11 protein-coding genes are annotated in these 15324 nt (G+C 71.4%); 4 read left to right on the top strand and 7 right to left on the bottom strand.

From position 1 onward, the window contains the following. Positions 1-91 precede the first annotated feature (91 nt). Positions 92-1660, top strand: a complete 1569-nt coding sequence (gene dacB, locus ABZT47_RS26275; protein WP_354847321.1) for a D-alanyl-D-alanine carboxypeptidase/D-alanyl-D-alanine-endopeptidase — start codon at positions 92-94, stop codon at positions 1658-1660. 201 nt (positions 1661-1861) lie between these two features. Here dacB and ABZT47_RS26270 read toward each other — a convergent pair whose 3' ends face one another. Beyond that, a complete protein-coding gene (locus ABZT47_RS26270) occupies positions 1862-2332 on the bottom strand; it encodes a hypothetical protein (RefSeq protein WP_354847318.1) in 471 nt (156 codons plus the stop codon). Positions 2333-2521: 189 nt separating this feature from the next. Between ABZT47_RS26270 and ABZT47_RS26265 the strand changes: the two genes are divergently transcribed. Beyond that, entirely contained in the window at positions 2522-3451 is a 930-nt protein-coding gene (locus tag ABZT47_RS26265; protein WP_354847316.1) for a hypothetical protein, read from the top strand. A 31-nt stretch (positions 3452-3482) separates the two neighbouring features. After that, positions 3483-3629, top strand: coding sequence for a hypothetical protein (locus tag ABZT47_RS26260; RefSeq protein ID WP_354847313.1), 147 nt, complete (start codon positions 3483-3485; stop codon positions 3627-3629). Positions 3630-3695: 66 nt separating this feature from the next. Here the strand turns inward: ABZT47_RS26260 and ilvC are convergent, their stop codons facing one another. The 5 genes from ilvC to ABZT47_RS26235 all read right to left on the bottom strand — a co-directional run bounded on the left by ilvC (position 3696) and on the right by ABZT47_RS26235 (position 11094). Then, complete coding sequence (gene ilvC, locus ABZT47_RS26255) at positions 3696-4706, bottom strand: ketol-acid reductoisomerase (RefSeq protein WP_354847311.1); 1011 nt, start codon at positions 4704-4706, stop codon at positions 3696-3698. 28 nt (positions 4707-4734) lie between these two features. Continuing rightward, positions 4735-5259 carry an acetolactate synthase small subunit gene (ilvN, locus tag ABZT47_RS26250; RefSeq protein ID WP_354847308.1) on the bottom strand — a complete coding sequence of 175 codons (525 nt, stop codon included), beginning with the start codon at positions 5257-5259 and terminating at the stop codon, positions 4735-4737. Positions 5260-5305: 46 nt separating this feature from the next. Then, entirely contained in the window at positions 5306-7144 is a 1839-nt protein-coding gene (locus ABZT47_RS26245; protein ID WP_354847536.1) for an acetolactate synthase large subunit, read from the bottom strand. Between the two features lie 183 nt (positions 7145-7327). Continuing rightward, positions 7328-9970: an EAL domain-containing protein gene (locus tag ABZT47_RS26240; protein WP_354847306.1), complete on the bottom strand. Its 2643-nt coding sequence runs from the start codon at positions 9968-9970 to the stop codon at positions 7328-7330. 254 nt (positions 9971-10224) lie between these two features. Beyond that, a complete protein-coding gene (locus ABZT47_RS26235; protein ID WP_354847303.1) occupies positions 10225-11094 on the bottom strand; it encodes a 2-hydroxyacid dehydrogenase in 870 nt (289 codons plus the stop codon). A gap of 122 nt (positions 11095-11216) precedes the next feature. On the opposite strand from ABZT47_RS26235, the gene ABZT47_RS26230 reads away from it, so the two are divergent. Next, positions 11217-12608, top strand: a complete 1392-nt coding sequence (locus ABZT47_RS26230) for a PQQ-dependent sugar dehydrogenase (RefSeq protein WP_354847299.1) — start codon at positions 11217-11219, stop codon at positions 12606-12608. Positions 12609-12846: 238 nt separating this feature from the next. Here the strand turns inward: ABZT47_RS26230 and ABZT47_RS26225 are convergent, their stop codons facing one another. After that, a complete protein-coding gene (locus ABZT47_RS26225; RefSeq protein WP_354847296.1) occupies positions 12847-15294 on the bottom strand; it encodes a VanW family protein in 2448 nt (815 codons plus the stop codon). Positions 15295-15324 lie beyond the last annotated feature (30 nt).

Below are 15324 nucleotides of genomic sequence, written 5' to 3'. Positions count from 1 at the left end.
TCACCGGTCGGACATACGTAGGTTTCCGTATTGTCGGCCGGAGCGGTGTTGTCGATGATCCCCCCAGGCCGAGCCCTCATGGAGGCACCCCGTGCACAGACGTAGACAACTCACCACATTGCTGGCAGCCGCCGCCCTGACGGCCACGCTGACGCAGGCGACCGGAGGCGCGCCCGCGAGCGCGGCCGACCCCGCGCCCGGCGTGGCCGACCTCACCAAGGACATCGACCAGGTCCTCAGCGCGTCCAACCTGGTGGTGGCCCGCGCCGGGGTGGTGGTCAAGAGCGCCGCGACGGGCGAGCAGCTCTACGCGCAGGACGCCGGGAAGGTCTTCCTGCCCGCCTCCAACACCAAGCTGCTCACCTCGGCCGCCGCCGTGGACACCCTGGGCCTGGACTACCGCTTCACCACCAGCGTGCTCGGCACGGGCCGAAAGGCGGGGTCGGCCCTCACCGGCGACCTCTATCTCAAGGGCACCGGCGACCCGACCATGCTCGCCGCCGACTACGACGCGCTGGCGGCGAAGGTCGCCGGCGCCGGCGTGAAGCTCGTGACGGGCCGGCTGGTCGCCGACGACACCTGGTTCGACGACGTGCGGCTCGGCACCGACTGGGCCTGGGACGACGAGCCGTACTACTACGCGGCCCAGATCTCGGCGCTCACCGCCGCACCCGACACCGACTACGACGCGGGCTCGGTGATCGTCTCGGTGGCACCCGGCGCCGCGGCAGGCGCGCCCGCCAAGGTGACCACGACACCCGAGACCGACTACGTCAAGATCGAGAATCACGCCACGACCGGCGCCGAGACCGACGTCGTGGTGAACCGCGTGCACGGCACCAACACCATCGTGATCACCGGCACCGTCGCCGGCGCCTACGACGAGTGGGTGGCCGTCAACGACCCCACCGGGTACGCCGCCTCGCTGTTCCGCAAGGCGCTCGCCAAGCACGGCGTACGCCTGCTCGGCCCGACCACGCGCGGCGCCGCGCCCGAGGGGGCCAAGGCTCTGGCCACCCGCGAGTCGATGCCGCTCTCCCAGCTCCTGGTGCCGTTCCTCAAGCTCAGCAACAACATGCACGCCGAGATCCTGACCAAGGCGATGGGCCGCAAGGTCTCCGGCAAGGGCACCTGGGACGCCGGGCTCGCGGTCACCACCGCCTTCGCCAAGGCCAACCGCGTCAAGAACGTGCGCCTGCGCGACGGCTCGGGCCTGTCGCGGCTGGACGGGGTCACCCCCGGCGAGCTGACCGACTACCTCATCGCGCTGCGCGCCAAGCCGTGGTTCACCACCTGGTACGACGCCCTGCCGATCGCCGGCAACGCCGACCGCTTCACCGGCGGCACGCTGCGCAGCCGCATGGCGGGCACCGCGGCGGCGAACAACGTGCACGCCAAGACCGGCTCGCTCACCAGCGTCTCGGGCCTGTCGGGCTATGTGACCAGCGCCGACGGCGAGCCGCTGGTGTTCTCGATCATCACCAACAACTACCTGACCGGCAACCCCAAGCCGGCCGTCGAGGACGCCATCGCCGTACGCCTCGCGCAGTTCAAGCGCGACACTCCCGTCGACACCCCCGCCCAGCTCAGAACCGCCACCCCCGCCTCCCCCGACGACCCCGCCCGCGAATGCTCCTGGCTCAAGCCCACCCCCTGCTGACCGGCCCGTGACCTCGGGCCCGGCTTCGACGAGCCGGGCCCGAAGGCAGGCGTCCGCGAGCGCCCGAGGGGGATTTCCGGGCGCCCCACGCGGCATGATCAAGAACCACGTCCGGAGAACCAGGCCGAACTGCATGTTCCGCGCCATGTGACCGGCCGGGTGACCGTCCGTGCGCCTAGGTCGAGGTTCGGGCCGGTGAGGTCAGCAGCGGCCGCGACGGGTGGGGCTGTAGACCGGGCGGTTCGCGGCGACGACCCACGCCTCGGTCATGTAGGTGAACTTGTTGCCTCTCTTGCAGTTGGCGTAGAGCGTCCGAGGGCCAGGCCCGCGCCAGGTGATGTACTTGATGGTCTGCCAGCCCCATGCGCGCTTGCGCATCAGGTTGGTGCCGAAGAGCACGCCGCGGCAGCCGGGCGCCCAGACGGTGGCGGCGATCTTGCCGGGACGCACCTCGGGGCGGTACATGTGCAGGCATGCCGCGGCCCGTCCCATCGCCTCCGCGGCGGCGGCGGTCTCCTTGCCGCGGGCGGCCTGGACGGCGGTGCTCTGGAACGCCTGGGCGGCGGTCGAGCTCAGGGGAACCGAGGAGGTGGCCGCCTGGACCGTCGGCGCGGCGGTGATCGTGCCGGCCACCAGGACGGCGCCGAGCGCGACGCTTCTTGCAACGTGCATTGCGTGAGTCCTTCCGCTGAGGTGTCTCGCCTGGATCGGCCAGGCACAGCCAGCTCACCTGGGCGGAAAGGTGTCCAACAAGCGGCGCAACACTATTGGACGCAATTGACTGATCTCGTACGGCGGGCGTAAGACGCAAGAGGTCCAGCCGATTGCCACGCTCTCCGACGTCAGGAAGGTGATCTTCAGATGGGCGATGCGGTGACCTCGCCTCCGCCGGACCCGGCAACCGCAAGCACCCCCGGAGAATTCGTCGACGCGCTCGATCGGCTCAGGCTCTGGGCGGGACGGCCCTCACTGCGCCGGCTGCGCCATCTGGCCGGCCGCTCGACCACCCCCGACGGCCAGCAGGTGGACGCCCTGCCGCCGAGCACCGTGTCCTACACGCTCAATGGACGGGGCCTGCCCGGCCTGCCGCGACTGGCCTTCGTCGAGGCCTACATAACGGCGTGCCTCACCGCCTGCGACCTGCCGTCCGAGCAGATCGAGGAGCAGGTCGCGCGCTGGCAGGACGCCTGGCGGCGGCTTGCCACCCCGGGCGACCTCGAGCCCGCCGCCCAAGAGGCCGAGGGAGCGACATCCCAGCCCCACTCCCCAGACCAGGCGTCCTCCCGGGCGGGCCGCACCCGCCTCATGCTGGCCGGCCTGGCCGGGCTCGCGGCCGGCGCGCTGATCGCCACGGTGGTGACCCTGTTCCTGCGGCCCGCCGCCGGGCAGGGCATCCCCCTGGTTCGCGGTGAGGATCCCAACCGATGCGACTCGCCCTACGTCTGCTTCTACGATCACGGTCAGACCGGCCGGTTCCGCGACGTCACCGACGAGTACCAGCCGCTCAACGACAGCCGCGACACCTCGGCCATGGCCAACCCGCGCAAGGACGACGTGGTGTGGCTGCGCTGGGAGGACGGCCACACCGAGTGCACGCTGCCCTTCGCGACCTACCGCCTGGCCCCGAAAGTGGCCGACATCCGCATCAGCCGCGACTACCACTGCCCTTCGCAGACCGGCGAACGCCGCGCCGTCCTCGACCCCGCCGCGGTCGTGCCGGCCCCCCTGCCTCCCTGCTACGCCACCACCCCGCCCCGACCGCAGGCAGGTGACTCCCCGACCCCGACCTAAGGCCGAGGGCCTCGTTAAGGGCGAGGCCAGGATGTTGCTGCTCGTGCTGGACGCGCGGGGGATCACGCTGTCCGAGGACCAGCGAGACGAGATCCTCGAGTGCTCCGACCCTGTGCGGATCGAGAAATGGGGACGACGCGCCGCCACCATCGGCTCCGTCGACGAACTGTTCGCCTGAGACTCCCAGAACGACAGATCGCCCGAGCCGGTGGACGGCTCGGGCGATCGTTCGTCGGTGTGCGGGTTACTTCTCCTTGAGCCAGCTCATCATCGGGCGGAGCTTGGCGCCGGTCTGCTCGATGGGGTGCTGGGACAGCTCCTCGCGGTACTTGCGGAAGTTGCCCTGGCCGCCGTCGAACTCCTCGACCAGCTCGCGGGCGAAGGCGCCCGACTGGACCTCGCCCAGGATGCGCTGCATCTCCTTCTTGGTCTCGGAGGTGACGACGCGCGGGCCGCGGGTGTAGCCGCCGAACTCCGCGGTGTCGGACACCGACCAGTACATCTTGGAGATGCCGCCCTCGTACATGAGGTCGACGATGAGCTTCATCTCGTGCAGGCACTCGAAGTAGGCGACCTCGGGCTGGTAGCCCGCCTCGACCAGCGTCTCGAACCCGACCTTGATCAGCTCGGAGACGCCGCCGCACAGCACGGCCTGCTCGCCGAACAGGTCGGTCTCGGTCTCCTCGGTGAAGGTGGTCTTCAGCGCGCCGGCGCGGGTGCCGCCGATGCCCTTGGCGTAGGACAGCGCGAGCGGCCAGGCGTTGCCGGTCGCGTCACGCTCGACGGCGACCAGCACCGGAACGCCGCGGCCGGCGGTGAACTGGCGGCGCACCAGGTGGCCGGGGCCCTTGGGGGCGACCATCGCCACGTCGACGCCCTCGGGCGCCTCGATCAGGCCGTAGCGGATGTTGAGGCCGTGGCCGAAGAACAGGGCGTCGCCCTCGACGAGGTTCGGCGCGACGTGCTCGGCGTACAGGTGACGCTGGATGTGGTCCGGCGCGAGGATCATGATGAGGTCGGCCTCCTCGGCCGCCTCCCCCGGGGTGACGACGCGCAGGCCGTCGTTCTCGGCCTTCTCGCGGCTCTTGGAGCCCTCGGGCAGGCCCACTCGCACGTCTACGCCGGAGTCGCGCAGCGACAGCGCGTGGGCGTGGCCCTGGCTGCCGTAGCCCAGCACCGCCACGTGCCGGCCCTGGATGACCGACAGGTCGGCGTCGTCGTCGTAGAAGATCTCAGTCACTAGCTTGCCTCTCATGGATTCTTACGGCTCGCGCCCGCAGGGCTCACGCGCTGCGGTCCAGGGCCCTGAGCGAGCGGTCGGTGATGGAACGGGCGCCGCGGCCGATGGCCACCATGCCCGACTGGACGAGCTCTTTGATGCCGAACGGCTCCAGCACCCTGATGAAGGCGTCGAGCTTGTCCGGAGTGCCGGTGACTTCGATGGTCACCGCGTCCGTGGCCACGTCCACGCAGCGGGCGCGGAACAGCTGCACCAGTTCTAGCACGTTGGAACGGGTGTCGGCGTCCGCGCGGACCTTGATGAGCGTGAGCTCCCGCTGCACGGACTGGGAGGGGTCGAGCTCCACGATCTTGATCACGTTGACCAGCTTGTTGAGCTGCTTGGTGACCTGCTCCAGCGGCAGCTCGGCGACGTTGACGACGATGGTCATGCGCGAGACGTCGTCGTGCTCGGTCGGCCCGACCGCCAGGGAGTCGATGTTGAAGCCGCGCCGGCTGAACAGCGCGGCGACCCGGGCCAGGACACCGGGCTTGTTCTCGACGAGAACCGACAGCGTGTGGCGGCTCATGCGTTCCCTCCTGCGAAACCGGTGGATGGTCCGTGGGCCCGTGCGCTCATGACTGCTCCTCGTTGTCCCACACGGGAGCCAGGTCGCGAGCGAACTTGATCTCGTCGTTGCTGGTTCCGGCGGCGACCATGGGCCACACCATCGCGTCCGGGTGCACGACGAAGTCGATGACCACGGGCACGTCGTTGATCTCCATGGCCTTGCGGATCGTCGCGTCGACGTCCTCGGGACGCTCGCACCGCAGTCCCACGCAACCATAGGCGTCGGCCAGCTTGACGAAGTCGGGGATGCGGCGCGGCGACTGCAGGTCGGTGTTGGAGTAGCGCTCGTTGTAGAACAGCGTCTGCCACTGACGGACCATGCCGAGGTTGCCGTTGTTGATCACGGCCACCTTGATCGGCACCCCTTCGAGCGCGCAGGTGGCGAGCTCCTGGTTGGTCATTTGGAAGCAACCGTCGCCGTCGATCGCCCACACCGTGGCCTCGGGCTGCCCCATCTTGGCGCCCATCGCCGCCGGCACCGCGAAGCCCATCGTGCCCGCGCCGCCGGAGTTGATGAACGTGCCCGGGTTCTCGTAGCCGATGAACTGGGCGGCCCACATCTGGTGCTGGCCGACGCCGGCCACGTAGTAGGCGTCCGGCCCGACCAGCGCGCTGAGCCGCTCGACGACGTACTGCGGCGCGAGCGAGCCGTCGTCCGGCGTGTCGTACCCCAGCGGATAGGTCTTGCGGTAGCCGTCGAGCACCGCCCACCAGGCGGTGTAGTCGCCGGAGCGGCCCTCGGCCTGCTCGTGCTTGATGGCGCCGAGCAGGTCGGCGAGCACCTCGCGGCAGTCGCCCACGATCGGGACGTCCGCGTGGCGGTTCTTGGAGATCTCGGCCGGGTCGATGTCGGCGTGGATGATCTTGGCGTGCGGGGCGAAGGTCTCCAGCCGGCCGGTCACCCGGTCGTCGAAGCGCGTGCCGAGCGCGATGAGCAGGTCACTGCGCTGCAGGGCGCCCACGGCGGCGACCGTGCCGTGCATGCCCGGCATGCCCAGGTGCAGGTCGTGGCTGTCGGGGAAGGTGCCCCTGGCCATGAGGGTGGTGATCACGGGGATGCCGGTCAGTTCGGCCAGTTGCAGCAGCTCGGCCGAGGCACGGGCCTTGTGCACGCCGCCGCCGACGTACAGCACCGGCCGCTTGGCCTCGGCCATGAGGCGCGCGGCCTCTCTGATCTGCTTGGAGTGCGGCCGGGTCACCGGGCGGTAGCCCGGCAGGCGCATGACGGGCGGCCAGGAGAAGGCGGTCGTGGCCTGCAGGGCGTCCTTGGAGATGTCGACCAGGACGGGGCCGGGCCGGCCCGTCGAGGCGATGTGGAAGGCCTCGGCGATGGTGCGGGGAATGTCATCGGCGTCGGTGACCAGGAAGTTGTGCTTGGTGATCGGCATGGTGATGCCGGAGATGTCGGCCTCCTGGAAGGCGTCCGTGCCGATCAGCGGCGCCGCGACCTGCCCGGTGATCGCCACGATGGGCACCGAGTCCATGTACGCGTCGGCGATGGCGGTCACCAGGTTCGTGGCGCCCGGTCCGCTGGTCGCCATGCAGACTCCGACCCGGCCGGTCGCCTGGGCGTACCCCTCTGCGGCGTGGCCCGCGCCCTGCTCGTGGCGTACGAGGACGTGCCTGACCTTGGTGGAGTCGTAGAGCGGGTCGTAGGCGGGCAGGATCGCGCCGCCCGGGATCCCGAACACCGTGTCGACCCCGACCTGCTCCAGCGCCCTGACGAGGGCCTGCGCACCTGTCATCTCTTCGGTCATCGGCTCGTTTCCTTGCGTGGCTGAGCTTGGCTGTGGCCATAAAAAATGCCCCGCTCGCCGGAGAGGCGATGCTGGGGCTGCGCGCAGGCTGGGGACTCTTCGTCAGCGACCCGCGCGCCGGCGAAGTACTACACCGTCAAGCCGAGGCTGCTGCAGCCCGGCAATCGAGTCCCCAGTGATACGCATGCGGCAACCATAGCCCCTGACACGTCGCAGGTGTCAAATCTCCGGACACAAGTCTCACAATATGGGATGAGCTTGCCTATCCCCTCAGGCGGTCTCCTGGAGAGGGGACAGGCTGGTGCGCATGAGGGAGTCGACGCCGCGGGCGGCCATGGGGCGGGCGACCAGGTAGCCCTGACCTCGGGTGCAGCCCATCTCGCGGAGCAGTTCGAGCTGCTCGGGGCGCTCGATGCCCTCCGCCACCACGATGAGGCCGAGGTCGTGGCCGAGCCGGACGATGGTGCGGGTGAGCAGCGTCAGCGTCTCGTCGCGTCCCAGACCGGACACGAACGACGGGTCGATCTTGATCATGTCGACGGGAAGCTGCCGCAGGAACGCCAGCGAGGCGTACCCGGTGCCGAAGTCGTCGATCGCGAGCCGCACGCCGAGGGCGCGCAGCTCCGACAGCCGGCTGATGATCTCGTCGGCGTCCTCGACGAGCATCTCCTCGATCACCTCGAGGGTCAGGGCGCTCGCGGGCAGACCGCTCTCGGCCAGGGCCGCCTCGACCGTCTCGACGAACCGCGGCGCGGTGATCTGGCGGCTGGACAGGTTGAGCGACAGCCCGATGTCCCAGGACGAGGCCCGCCAGGCGGCCACCTCGCGGCACGCCTCGCGCAGGATCCACTCGCTGAGCGGGACGATCAGCCCGGTGTCCTCGGCGGCGCCCAGGAACTGATGCGGCGGGACGAGCGTGCTGCCCCGCCACCAGCGCACCAGGGCCTCGACCGCGGTCACCCGGGAGGTCGCGAGGTCCACCACGGGCTGGTACTCGATGGCGAACTGGCCGGCCAGCAGCGCCCGCTGAAGGTCGGCGGCCAGCTCCAGGCGGCGTACGACGTCGGCGTGCATGTGGGCGGCGAACACCTCGACGCGGCGGCCGCCGAGCTCCTTGGCCCGCGTCGTGGCCACGTCGGAGTTGCGGATGAGGTCGCCGGCCGGGACGCCGTCCTCGGCGAAGGCGACCCCGACGCTGGCCGTCAGCGCGATGTCGCGGTCGGCCACCCGGAAGGGCTCGGAGGACACCGCGCGCACCAGCCGTTCGGCCAGATCGATGGCCGACTGGGCGTCGGCCGTGCCCGAGCCGGTCGACGGGCCCGAGCCGCCGGACTCCAGCAGCACCGCGAACTCGTCTCCGCCCCAGCGGGCGAGGGTGTCATCGGAGTGGACGGCCGCGCGCAGCCGCCGGGCGGCCTGGCTCAGCAGGTAGTCGCCGCCGGCGTGCCCCACCGAGTCGTTGACGCCGGTGAAGCCGTCGAGGTCGATGAACACCACCGCCGTGGTGCCACCGCCCCTGCGCGCCAGCACCTCGCGGGTGCGCTCCTCGAAGTAGGCGCGGTTGGGCAGGCCGGTCACCCCGTCGTGGAAGGTGAGGTGGGCGACCTGGTTGCGCAGTGCCACCTGGTCGCTGACGTCCCGCGTGGAGATCAGGACGAGGTCCTCCCCCTCGCTGGGGTGACGGGCGGCGACGGACTCGGCCGGCCGCCAGGTGCCGTCGGCGGCGCGGACGCGGCAGGCGACCCGGCACGCGCTCTGCCGTTCCAGGGGCGGTTCCTCTTCGGTCGTCAGGGACCTCAACGCCGCCTGAACGCCGGGGGCGTCCTCGGAGTGGACGTAGTCGAAGATCGAGCGTCCGATCAGATCGCGGGGCTGGTAGCCGTACAGGGCCTCGACCCCGGCGCCCATCTCGCGCATGACGCCGTCGGTGTCGCAGACCAGGACCATGTCACCGGCGCTCTCGGCCAGGTGGATGAGCCGGCGCTCGCTGGAGTCCAGACTGCCGCGCATGCTCGCGGTCTCCACGGCCAGCACGAACACCTTGGCCAGCAGCACGACCACGACCGAGCCGACCACGAAGGGCAGAACGGCCACCGGCCGGTCGGGGCCCTGGGTGATCACGCGGACGAGCAGCACGACGGTGGCGACGGCGGCCAGGACGAGCGGCGCCCCCTCCACGATGGCGGAGGACGGCGCCCGCACCGGGCGGGTGCGGGCTCGGCTCGCCCACGGGGCGGCGGCCAGCAGCAGATAGGCGATCGGCGCCACCAGGCCTGCGGCCGGCGGAAGAGCGCCGCCGACGGTCACGCGGGCCATCGCCGTGGCCAACTCCTGCACGGTGACCGTCGCGAGCACGGCCAGCGCGGCCAGGCCCACCCGGCGCCCGGCCGAGCGCGACGCCAGCGCGGCCGGGGCCACGGCGCACGTCGCCAGCAGGCAGACCACGGGCGCGGCGAGCGTGCTCGGCTCGTCGGACCTCGCGTACAGCGGAGCCAGAAGCACGACCCAGCCGATGGTGAACAGCGACGCGGCGCTGATGTAGGCGCTGGTGGCGTACTGGAGCAGCGACCTGCCGTACGCCCGGCGCCGCGCCGTGCGGCCGCAGCCGATCGCGAGCAGCACCCCGCCCGCGATGAGCAGGACGTCGGCGAAGGTCAGCATGAACGGCGTGCCCTCGGCGAGCGGGCGCACCCCAACCCCGGCCAGCCAGGCGGCCGTGCCGGAGGCGAGCCAGCGCCAGGCGGACGACTGGTGGCGCCAGCCCGGCGCGACGCGGACGGCCGCCACCAGGAGTGAGACGGCGGCGATGAGGCCGGCCACCACCCCGGCCACCGCGGTGACCGTCGCGGCGGCGGCGTCGACGAGGAGGGCAGCCGTGAGGCCCACCGCGCCGAGACCGGCGGCGGCGGTCAACGGGACCCTTGGGTCACGAAGGCCGTTCAACGTCGTCGCCCATGCGGCTCATCCCTGTCACGTGGCCAGTGTCGCGCCCGCCCGGTGTCGGAGGAGGCGACAACCGCTCAGTCGTCACCGATCTGATAACCGCCTTGCTCGCTGTCAGGAACGGTGGCGCGGTGAGACTCACCGTACGCATCGGAGGTCACGAGGCAGCCACGGCTTGGGTTTGCTTTCCTATCGTTACGAGTCAGAAACGAGAGTCAAGCCGTTCAGTACGACCCCGTGATCACGTTGTTCAGCGGTTCCCCGGACAGATATCTCAGCATCTGAGATCGCATGAGTTTCAGCGTCCGCCGCAGCGACGCCGGGGTGCTGCCCGCCACGTGCGGGGTGATGAAGACCCCCGGCGCCGTCCACAGCGGGTGGTCCTTGGGCAGAGGCTCGGGGTCGGTCACGTCCAGGGCGGCCCTGAGCCGGCCGGCGGCGAGCTCGGCGACGAGCGCGTCGGTGTCCACCACCGAGCCGCGCGCGGCGTTCACCAGCACCGCCCCGTCCTTCATCATGGCGAGGAAGGCGGCGTCCACCATGCGCGCGGTGTCCGGGGTCTGCGGCACCAGCAGCACCACGACGTCGGCCTCGGGCAGCAACCGCGGCAGCTCGTCCTCGCCGTGCACGCCGTCGCGCGCGGTGCGCGCCACCCGCACGACCTCCACCTCGAACCCGTCCAGGCGGCGTTCCAGCGCCTGGCCGATCGAGCCGTACCCGATGATGAGCACGGTGGCGTCGGCCAGCACGCCGGTGTGGTGGTAGGTCCACTCCCCGCGCTGCTGGGCGCCGGCGAAGGCCGGGAAGTCGCGCAGCACGGAGATCATCGCGCCGACCGCCCACTCGGCGGTGCCCGCGTCGTGGACGCCCCGCGCGTTGCACAGGATCACGCCGTCGGGCAGGTGGGGACGGTAGGTCTCGACGCCGGCCGTCACCGTCTGCAGCAGGCGCAGCTTGGGCATCCGGCCGAGCAGTTCGGCGGTCGTGCGGGGCGGGATGAGCGGGGGGATCCACACCTCGACGTCCTCGGCGTTCTCGGGCGGCCGCTCGCCTCCGTCGTACAGGACGCATTCCACATCCGGCAGATCGGTCAAGACATCGACGATGGCCTGCGAGGGAGCCCAAATCTTCATGACCATCAACCCTAACGACCCCCCGCCGGGGGCGGGAACCTCGCCTGCGGGACGTCAGTATGGAGTGACGGAGGAGGTTCTTGATGCCCGACGGATCACCGCACGCCGGCACCGCACGCGACCACCGGCACCCCACCCCGCCCATCCCCCCGCCCGTTGCTTCGCCCGCCCCGCCCATCCCCCCGCTCGTCTCTTCGCGCACCTCGCCCACCCCGCCTGTCCGTCCGCCCGCACCCGCCGTCGCCCGGACCGCGCCGGCCGCCCGCCCGCTCCCACCGGCCGGCCCGAGGACGGCGCCCCCCGCGCCGGTCCTGAGCAGGGCGCACGCGGTGCGGCGGGTGCTCGCCGCCGCGACCGCCGCCGTGCTGCTGGCGGGGTGCGCGCCCGGGAAGGCGGAGCGCGCGGACGGCGACGGCTCCTCCGTCCCGCCGACCGGCGCCGCGCCTGCGACTCCGTCCTCCGGCGCGGCCCCGTCCTCCGGCGCGACGGAGTCCCCCGCCAAGGTGGCGACCCCCGGCACCCCTCGCACGCTCGTGGGAGGTCTGGCCGTGCCCTGGGCCATCGCCTTCCTGCCCGGCGGCGACGCTCTGGTCACCGAGCGCGGCTCCCCGCGGCTGCTGCGCGTGTCCCCCTCCGGCGAGGTGAGCGAAGCCGGGGTGATCGAAGGCGTGTCCCCGAGCGGGGAGGGCGGCTCGCTCGGCGTCGCCGTCTCCCCCCGGTTCGCGCAGGACCACTACGTCTTCGTCTACTACACGGCCGCCACCGAGAACCGCATCGTGCGCTACCGCTACCAGAACCGCCTGAGCGACCCGGTGACGATCCTCAGCGGCATCCCCAAGGGCGCCATCCACAACGGCGGGCGGCTCGCGTTCGGGCCCGACGGGTACTTGTACGCCACGACCGGCGAGACCGGCGAGCGTCCCCTGGCCCAGGCGCTCGGCACGCTGGGCGGCAAGATCCTGCGGATGACCGTCGACGGCAAGCCCGCACCGGGCAACCCGTTCGCGAACGTGATCTGGAGCTACGGGCACCGCAACGTCCAAGGCGTCGCCTGGGACCCGGACGAGCGCATGTACGCCTCGGAGTTCGGCCAGAACACCTATGACGAGGTCAATCTGATCAAGAAGGGCGGGAACTACGGCTGGCCGGGGGTCGAGGGCTTCGGCGGCGGAGACGGTTACACCGACCCGCTGCTCACCTGGTCTCCCGCCGAGGCATCGCCCTCGGGGATGGCCTACGCGAAGGGCTCCCTGTGGATCGCCGCCCTGCGTGGGACGCGGCTGTGGCAGGTGCCGGTGATCGGCATCGGCCGCGTGGGCAAGCCCATCGCCCACTACACGGGAAAGTACGGCCGCCTGCGCGCCGTGGCCGCCACCCCCGACGGCTCCTCGCTCTATGTCAGCACCAGCAACAAGGACGGCCACGCCCCTTCCACAGGCGGCGAGGACCGCATCCTGGTCATCCCGCTCCGCTGACCCGGAACCTCCGCTGACCCGGAACCTCCGCGGACCGGAGCCCGGCCCTGGCCTCTCCCGGCCGGAGCCCGGCCCCGGCTTATCCCTGCCGGACCCTTGCTTCTCCCTGCGGGAGTCCGGCCCGGCCTGTGCGGGGACGGGCCTGAGCCCGGCGCCGGTGGGCCCGAGATGGACGCCCCGGGTCAGGATGGCCTCACCAGGCCGGAGCCGCTCCTGGCGACGATGCCGGTGGACGGCGTCAGCCGCTTCCGGTCGCTCCCGCGGCGCCGGTCCCCTTGCCGTCGTTCCCGCTGCCGCTCGACCGGCCGTTCCCGTTCCCGTTCCCGTTCCCGTTGTTGCCGTTCCCGTTCCCGTTGTTGCCATTGCCGTTGTTGCCGTTGCCATTGCCGTTCGGGTTGGCGTTGCCGTTGGGCGTGGTGTTCTTGTGGCCGTTCCCGTTCCCGTTCGGGTTGGCGTTGACGTTCGGCGTGGTGTTCTTGTGGCCGTTGCCGTTGTTGTCGGAGGTGACGGGCGTGCTGGGCTCCGACTGCTTCTTGCCGCCGTTGCGGCGCTGCTTGGCCGAGCCGTCGGGGTCCTGACCGGAGGGCTGCGACTGGACGGTGGAGTCGTTCTGCCGTTCGGGACCGCTCGGCTGCTCCGGCCGGCAGATCACCTTCGGCGCGGCCTCGTACACCGTCGTCCGCGGACGGTCCTCCTTGACGATCTTGCCGTCCTTGTGGAAGACCCGGGTGACCGTGACGGTGTAGCCGGGGATGCCCTCCATGGGGATGCAGTCGGGATCGGTGACGGTCCTGGTCTCCGGCTGGCCGGGGTTGGCGCGCTGCGAGGTCTCGATGGCGATGCGGTCGTACTTCCTGGTGCTCCACAGCGACACCGTCAGCGCCGTGCCGGTGTAGGACGCCTTGACCAGCACGCCGTACTCGGTGACGTTGCGCCACCGCAGGTCCTCGTCGGGGTAGTTCACCGACGCCTCGCGGCCCATCGGGTACCGCGTCACGTAGAACGGATAGGGGGTGCGGGCGACCTCCTCCATCCCGGCGAGGAAGGCCGCGTCGTACAGGGTCGTCGCGAACTGCGACATGCCGCCGCCCGTCGCGATGACCAGGCGGTCGCCCCCGACGGACTGGGCACGGACGAAGCCGCGGGTGGCCGGGTCGCCGATGGCCTCGTTCAGCGAGAAGACCTGCCCCGGCCGCACGATCATGCCGTCCACCAGGTCGGCCGCCTTGTGGATGTTGGTCACCCTGGCGGCGCAGCACGGGTAGGTCGTGGTGGACTGCGCGATCTGCTCCTTCACCCCGAGCCTCACGGCCTCCGCGTCGCTGAGCGCGGGCTCGGTGATGGCCAGGGACACCGGGATGGTGCGCGCCCCGCCGACGGTGATCACCTTGCCCACCGCGTCGGCCAGTTTGGCGCTGTCGACCCCCTTGCCCGTACGGGCGTGCACCAGCTTGGGCCGCTGGTTCTCGATGACGAACCCGGCCTCGCGAGGCGCCGCGGCCATGCCGACCAGCTTGGTCTCCAGCCCGGCGACCGCCTTGTGCGCGTCGAAGACGGGGCGGACGACGCCGGCCTGGTCGGGGGTGAAGGTCAGGTGGGCGGCGATCAGCTTGGGGGTGAGGTGGGCGCGCCTGCCGCCGTTGACCAGCGTGATCGGCTCGGCCACCGCGCGCCGGGCGACCGCGAGCGCCCCGTCGAAGGCCTGGATGCCCGCCTTGGGCTGGACGAGGTCCACCGACAGCGGCACCGGGGACGGGGCGTCCAGGAACGCCCGCCTGATCGCCTTGGCGGTGGCCGCCTCATCCAGGACCTGCCCTTCCTTGGGGGTGCGCAGCTCCGGCGTGGTGCCGTTGTAGACGATCGCGCCCTCCTGGGCGGGACGGCCGACGTCGGCGGCGATCCGGCGGAGGCGGTCGGCGAACTTGGTCTGGTTGAGCGAGATGCGCAGCGGCAGCTCGCGTTCGCCGGTGAAGGACTGCCAGACGGCGATGGGGCTGGGGAAGCCGGTCTCGGCGTCGGCGATCGTGGCGTCGACGTCGATCGTGAGCCCGGCGTCGCGCGGGTCCAGCACTCCGACGCGCCGCCCGTCCAGCATGAGGACGAGGGGCTGCTGGTCGTTGCCGTCGAACCGCTCGTGCAGGCGGTCGAGCGCCTGGGTGGCGTTCATGCCGCCGATGCGCACGTCTTTGACGTGCGTTCCCGGCGGCACCTTCCCCCAGATCAACGTGGCGGGGACACCGTAGCCGAGCAGGAAGAGGAGTGTGAGCGCTCCCACGGCCAGCAGGACGCGCCGCAGCCCATGCCGCCGCACGGACGGTTCAGGGTCGTGCAGGTCCGCCGGCTCGGGCTTGGGCTCGTCCTCCGGGCGGCGCACCCGCACGCCGGCCGTCATCGGCCACGGCTCGGGCGGGCCGGCGGGCGGCGGCAGGGTCACCGGCGGGCTGGAAGGAGCACCCGACGGCGGCGGGGTGTTGACGAAGATCTCGGGAGACACGCCGGGCGGCAGCGGTGAGACCCCGCGCGGCAGCTTCCTGCGCGTTCCGGACGCGTGGCCTGTGGTGGGGTTCTTCTGCTCGCCGGTGTCCTTGGCGAGTTGCCGGTCGGCCGGAAGCGCGACGGGTGAGTCAGGCCGGACCGCCGCGAACGGGTCGGGAGGCGGGTCGATGGACGCTCCGGCGTTCCGCACGCCTCCGTCCTCCTCCCACTCCGTACCGAA

This window comes from Sphaerisporangium sp. NPDC005289, assembly GCF_040607455.1.
Classification (GTDB): Bacteria; Actinomycetota; Actinomycetes; order Streptosporangiales; family Streptosporangiaceae; genus Sphaerisporangium; species Sphaerisporangium rhizosphaerae.
This window is presented reverse-complemented; position numbering and strand designations above follow the sequence as displayed.